The organism is Lactococcus muris, assembly GCF_042849115.1.
Taxonomy (GTDB): Bacteria; Bacillota; Bacilli; order Lactobacillales; family Streptococcaceae; genus Lactococcus; species Lactococcus muris.
The window spans coordinates 53,060-59,380 of sequence record NZ_BAAFQO010000015.1; the positions used below are offsets into that span (position 1 = coordinate 53,060).

The following is a 6,321-nucleotide window of genomic DNA, read 5'->3' on the forward strand; positions in this document are numbered from 1 at the left end:
GTAAAATAGTGAACATAGAAAGGTTGGTATTATAAAAGTGAACTCTGAGAGTAGAAAAAGAATCAGGAACTTGGTGATTGGTGCTCTTCTTACGGCTTTAGGGATTTTGATTCCGATGATTATGCCGGCAAAGATTGTTATTGGGCCAGCTTCATTTACCCTTGCTTCACATGTGCCAGTTATGGCCGCAATGTTCTTTAGCCCTTATTTAACAGCTCTTGTAGCTGTTGGCACAACACTTGGTTTCTTTATTAGTGTCCCGGTTCCCCTTGTTTGGATGCGTGCGGCAACCCACATTGTAGTGATGACTGCCGGCGCTTGGTTCTTGAAAAAGAATCCAGATGTAGTTGACAAAAGAGCTAAACTGGAAGTTTTTAATCTTATTTTGGCCGTTTTCCATGCAGGGTTAGAAGCATTGGTAGTTTTAGCCTTTTACCGTATTGGTTTTGCGGAGTTTAACCCGCAAGCCTTGAATAGCTTGCTTATGCTTGTCTTCTTTGGGGGCATTGTTCATAGCTTTGTTGATTTCAACCTTGCCTTTGGACTATGCAAGATGCTCAATAAAATATATTTTGTTGATGTCTTTAAAAATGCAAAATTAAAATCTTTGGCAGAATAAAGGCAATAAAAGTGTTCGAAAATGAGTACTTTTTGACATAGTCTTCCTCAAATCCATGTGGTATAATTAAGAAGTTATGGAAAAATTATCAGATACGGAAATATACACATGGGAATTTTTAGAAGAAAACAAGTCTAAAGTCCAACTGATGTCGATTACTCAAATTGCGGAAGAGGCACATGTCAGTACAGCAACAATTGTGAGAACGCTCAAAAAAAGAGGCTTTGATGGTTTTGCGGATTTTAAAAACTTTTTAAAACGGAATAAAAATGGAAGTAATGACGAAGAAAACAAAATTCTAGGTCTATCAGACGAGGCAAATCAATATATTTTTAAGAACCTGGTTGAAGTTTCTCGGACGATCGGTTTGCTTAATCCTGCTCAATTAGAAGCCATATCAAAAGCATTGGTTGAAGCGAATATGATTATGACAGTAGCACGTGGTGCAAGTGAAGCTGTGGCAGATGATATGATTCATCGCTTTCAGACTTTAGGCAAAAATGCGATTAGTCGTTATTATGATGATATGGAGATGTACGCTGAAAAACTCACTCAAGCGGATCTGATGCTTATTGTCTCTTCGACTGGTGAAGAAAAAATAATTATTTCAGCAGCTAAAAAAGCAAAGAAAAAAGGAGCCAAGGTAGTAGTGTTTACGAGTAATCATCGTAGTCAGCTGGCTCGGATAAGTGACTATCATCTTTTGGCCTACCAAAGCAAGCTGGAAAAAGAAGAACTTTACGGTGATGCGGGAAGTATTTTGTCTTTGGAAGTTGTATGCCGCATAGTCGTAGATATGTTTACTATTTATAGAGCACAGGGAACCATCAGACAAAAAGAAAGTTCACTATAGCTAGTGTTATAGAAATAAAGCAGGGACCCAAAGTCCAAAATAAATAAAAATCGCTCGAGAAAGGCAAATAGAAATGCTGTGGTTGAGCGATTTTTTTGTCAGCCTTTGCTATTATTAGCTGAATTTTCACTTCTAGCTCAGCTTCTTTTCTCATCAAACACTCATTTCATTTGACCTTTTTTTTTTTTATACTATAGACTCAGAAAGTAAACGTAACATTAGAAATGTATATGTAATGAAAAATCTAAACCACACGTTACGTCAAAGGAGGAGTTTATGACACCAGAAAAGAAAAACCAGCGGCGGCTGCGCAACCTCGCGCTCCTGTCCCTCTTATTGCTCTTGGTAGGCGGCACCTTCGCCTTCCAAGCCTTCAACCAGCGGGCCATCAATGACCGCATCCGAGAAAACATCCCCGGAGGCCGTGTTCACGACTACTACAACCGAGACACCGAAAACAAGGACGTCTTCGTGGAGAACTATGGCAATGTGCCCCTCATGGCCCGTATCCGCCTCTCCGAGTTCATGGAGAAACGCTCAACAGGAGATACAGACTTCACCCCTATAGTGAACGGCACCATCCGTGACCAAGTGGACACTTGGACGGTCATGCGTCCCTCAGAGACCAACCTCAACACCCGTGTAGGAGACTCGGCAGCCTTCAACACCTACTCCAACCTGACCTTTGGTTGGAGCCGATCAGGTCAAGATGCCCCATGGTTCATGCCGACCTTCAACCGGGACAACCAAGACCTGATGACTGCAGCGGCAGGACATGCCCGTGACTGGGTTACAAGCACAGCCACAGATGGGGTAACAGACGGCGCCACTCACCCCGGAGACGGTACAGATGCCTACTGGTCCTCTGGCGACAGCTTTGACAACAGTGGTCCAGTTTGGCCGGGAGAAGAAGTCACCCACGATGCAGCCCAAAACCTGCAACAAGAGCGTGCTCCGATGACCATCAGCCAGTGGGCAGCCTTACCTAATAACCTGAAAGTCGGAAACTTCTGGGTCATCGACCACCAAACAGGCTGGGCCTACTGGGCCAACCAACTTCAAGCAGGAGAGACGACTTCTTACCTCTTGGATGCGGCTCAGATGACCGCAGCAGCGAACAATATCCCGGGAGAATATTACTACGGTATCCATGTGGACGGGCAATTGATCAGTCCTGACCGTATCAATGACTTCTTGGCTGCAGATGGAAGCTTTACCCATCATGATGACTTGTCAGACTTCTTGACAGCTGTACAGAATGGCTCTATTGATAACAACTGGGGGAACCCGGGCCCTGAGGAGAATGTCCAACCCGACCAAATCAACTTTAGCATCATGGCACCGGGGACCATTTTTACTATGGCTGGGGAGCAGTACCGCTATTTGGAGAATATGAGTAGTGGGAATCATCTGATTATTCGGAATGACTCTTTCCTTGGAGAAGGTGTTTTCCAACAGGATAATCGCCTTAACACATGGTACGCTGCTCTTGACCCAGCAGTTCAAGCTATGACTCAACCTGTAGCGGATAGCTTTGACACAGGAGTTGTGGCGGATGCTGATATCGTTTGGGAGGGGCAGAATAGATGGTTAACAGCCAATCTGCATGCATTCCCAGAAGTTGAGGCAGATACAACCCAAGTTGATCCAAGCGGTACCCCGCGGGCCTTTGCACTTTCCTTGGCAGATGTAGTTCGTCTATCAGGACCGGGTAGGGCATTTACTGATTTTTCTAATCGAGCAACAGATCAGGGAGAAAATGATGGTTGGCTCCTTCGCACTCCTAGTGTTGTGAGTGGTCACAGGGTTTGGTTAGTTGGTTCTTCTTTGCACAATCTTCAAGGTCAACTAAGTGGAGCAGGTTATGGTACTGGTCCAGCGGCTCCGAATAGAGGTGTCCGCCCCGCAATCATCGTTCACCAATAACAGAATTATCCCTATAATAATGCAAGATTCTGAAACATAGATATAGGGACCAGTCGACTCAAAAGAAAAATCGCTTGCCATGGCACTCCTGCGTGTCAAGAACAAGCGATTTTTTGATGTTTAAACTTTACAAGTCTCTCTCAACTTAGTGTTTCTGGTCCCTCATACTGCTTTTTCGCTTTACAAAATCATAACCAATAAATAAAAAGATACCAACAAAGAAACAAGTTAGCCCAGCCTTAAGCCCTTGCGGGAAAAATTGAAGCTCTACCTTATGTTGTCCTGTAGGAGCGTCCAGTTTCATGAAACCTTGCTGCGCCCTATCTAGTTTAACCGGTTTTCCATCCAGCTTAGCAGTCCACCCTTTATCGTAAGGAAGTGTGAGGAAGAGCTGTCCAGAGCTGTCTGCTTTGTAAGTCAGATGAATTCCATTTTTGACTTGTTCCGTCTTGACTTCTGTTTTTTTCAAGCTATCGATAGCCGTTTGATATTTATTTGTATCCAGAGCCCAGAACCTTGTTGTTCCAAAAGAAACTTGAGTATTTTCTGGAAAAGAAATACTTACTTTTAATGGCGTAGCCTTTGCAAAGTAACCTAAATTATAAAAGTTTCCGACATTCTTGCTGTTCACATTATAAACATGGAGGATTTTTGCACCAGCACTGATACTGATCGTCGTTGTTTTTGAATTTTGACTGAGATAGCTCACATTAGGAAGCTCAAGATAAATCTGACTATGGGCAGGAGCTGTAAGATCATAACTTACAGAAGCACCGCCCTCTTCTCCCAATTTTCGTGTAAGAGTAACTTGATTTTTATTTCCTGATATATTACTGTTGCTGGTTTCAGAGTTTGCATAGAACTGAGTGAAATATTTTTCATCACGCTGTGTCAGATGGTTGAGAAAGGACTCTTGATTTTTCAAGAATTCTTTTTTATTGTCAATAAGTGGCGCATCTTTAAATTCATTCTGAACAAATATACCTAAAGACAGGGCATTTTTATTTTCAAATAAATAAGGCTTCATTTGTTTAAAACCATATTTTTCTGGTTGAAATTGATTGATATTATAATTTATAGAAAGCAGCGAATCCATGATTAGAGTATTCTCAGGATAGCGGAGGTTAAGATAGGTGCCATCCGCATGAAATCCTAGGAGTTTCATGATTTTACTGGAGTTACTGTTACGAACGGAAGAAAACTGGGACAGTGCATTATAGTTATATTTCATGCCGTCATTTGCAGTGTCAGGCGCTATATTTTCAGTTCGGACAAAGGTATTGCCTGTCCGAGAATGGACATTTGCGATAAGTGGTTGTATGAACTCTGTTTGGGTATTGTAATAATTTCTACTGGCAAAATTCCATTCTCTTTTGATACCAGAAAGCTGATAATAAGTATTTAGACCAGCCTCTGCGGCCATAAATAGAGAAAGGATAATAAGTAAAGGACGCCAAGGAAGCCACTTTTTGAAGAAAGTCAAGGCACCCAGAAAGTAAGCCAGTATAAAAAGTAATGTAAGGAGAACATGAAGCGCATAAATATAAGGGTATCCTCCCAGCAAGGCTGTGATAATAAAAGCAAAGGTAAGGAAGATAAAAGGCAATAAAAGCATCCATAATTTTACTTGCCTGTAACGTGTGAGCGTTTCACAAGCCAAGAGTAAAATGATCAAAGAAAAGAGGAAAGCATAACGATGTAAAAACATGTTAGGCGAATGCATGCCTTGCCATGCTAAATCTAAAAATTGAAGATAGAAAGAAGCAATCAGAAGAGTAAACAAAGCACCAAATGCAAGTTTAGTCCGCCACTTGACGTGAGGGAGGAAGAAGAAAGTGAGGGCAAGAACAAGAGGCAGAAGCCCAAGATAAATCATTGGTACAGCGTTGTACTGTGTGGTGTCATAGGCACCAATGAAGTTTTTAGAAAAAAGATCAAAAAGATCAGAATTCTGAGTCCAGAGCGCATTTATTTGCGAGACAGCCTGGCTATTGTTTGCTTTCAAGTCTAGATACATGGGCAATAGCATAATTAAGCTTGTGAAAGCAGACAAAGCAGAGGTGAGAGCAAAATCAAAAAATTTTCTCCACGACCATTTTTGGAATGTTGAACGCGCCAGAAAGTAAAAAATGAGGAAAATAGCAACCATAAAACCAAAGTAGTAATTTTGGATAAATAAGATGCTTAAGGTAATAAAATAGAGACGACGTTTTCCAAAGTCTTGCAGCGCATGCATTCCCCATATGATTAAGGGAAGCCAAATGAAGACATCCAGCCACATAATAATTTCCACTTGACTTGTTAAGAAGCTCATTAGGGCAAATGAAGTTGACAGAGCAAGGATGAGGAGAGAAGGAATTTTCTTATACATATTTTTCAATGCAACAAAGCTAGAGAGTCCAATCGTACCAAACTTTAAAAGCGTGATCAGATAGAGCGCATCAGGCATATTATGAACATTGAAAAAATAAGTAATGGGAATGAAGAAACTCCCCATATAGTAAGCCGAAAAGGCATAAAGATTGAGCCCCAAACCATTGGTGAAAGTATAGAGAAATCCTAGGTTACTATTATGAAGAATATCGCGATAGAGGGTGTGAATAGCGACATACTGATGATAGGCATCGCCAGCAAGAATAGAAGTATCACTCCCCCAATAAATGCCGAGGAAGGCAAAAGCCACCGCGAGCAATCCAACAGGGAGAAGAAAACTTCCTAGGAGCAACCAAATATTTTTCTTGATAAAATCAAACATGCTTTTATTATAACCTAATTTGTAAAAGAAAAACTGGATTATGAAAAGAACCAAGTAAAATAGACACTGTAAAAAACTTACAGTACAATCTATTTTAGGAGGTTCTTTTTGCATGGCTAAAAAAGGAAGTAAATTCAAGAAATATAGCCTTGAATTCAAATTACAAGT

4 protein-coding genes are annotated in these 6,321 nt (G+C 41.2%); 3 read left to right on the plus strand and 1 reads right to left on the minus strand.

Annotation, left to right across the window (positions count from 1 at the left end; translation table 11 throughout):
- Nucleotides 1-37: 37 nt before the first annotated feature.
- From ACGHCK_RS09330 to ACGHCK_RS09340, 3 genes are all read left to right on the plus strand, one after another.
- Nucleotides 38-619: a hypothetical protein gene (locus tag ACGHCK_RS09330; RefSeq protein WP_271328163.1), complete on the plus strand. Its 582-nt coding sequence runs from the start codon at nt 38-40 to the stop codon at nt 617-619.
- Nucleotides 620-695: 76 nt separating this feature from the next.
- On the plus strand, nt 696-1,472 hold the full coding sequence (locus ACGHCK_RS09335; protein WP_251421809.1) for a MurR/RpiR family transcriptional regulator: 777 nt from the start codon (nt 696-698) through the stop codon (nt 1,470-1,472).
- 276 nt (nt 1,473-1,748) lie between these two features.
- Nucleotides 1,749-3,398: a hypothetical protein gene (locus tag ACGHCK_RS09340; RefSeq protein WP_394304537.1), complete on the plus strand. Its 1,650-nt coding sequence runs from the start codon at nt 1,749-1,751 to the stop codon at nt 3,396-3,398.
- A gap of 145 nt (nt 3,399-3,543) precedes the next feature.
- On the opposite strand, the gene ACGHCK_RS09345 is transcribed toward ACGHCK_RS09340, so the two are convergent.
- Nucleotides 3,544-6,153 (minus strand): YfhO family protein, encoded by a 2,610-nt coding sequence (locus tag ACGHCK_RS09345; protein ID WP_251424004.1) that lies wholly within the window; start codon nt 6,151-6,153, stop codon nt 3,544-3,546.
- Nucleotides 6,154-6,321 lie beyond the last annotated feature (168 nt).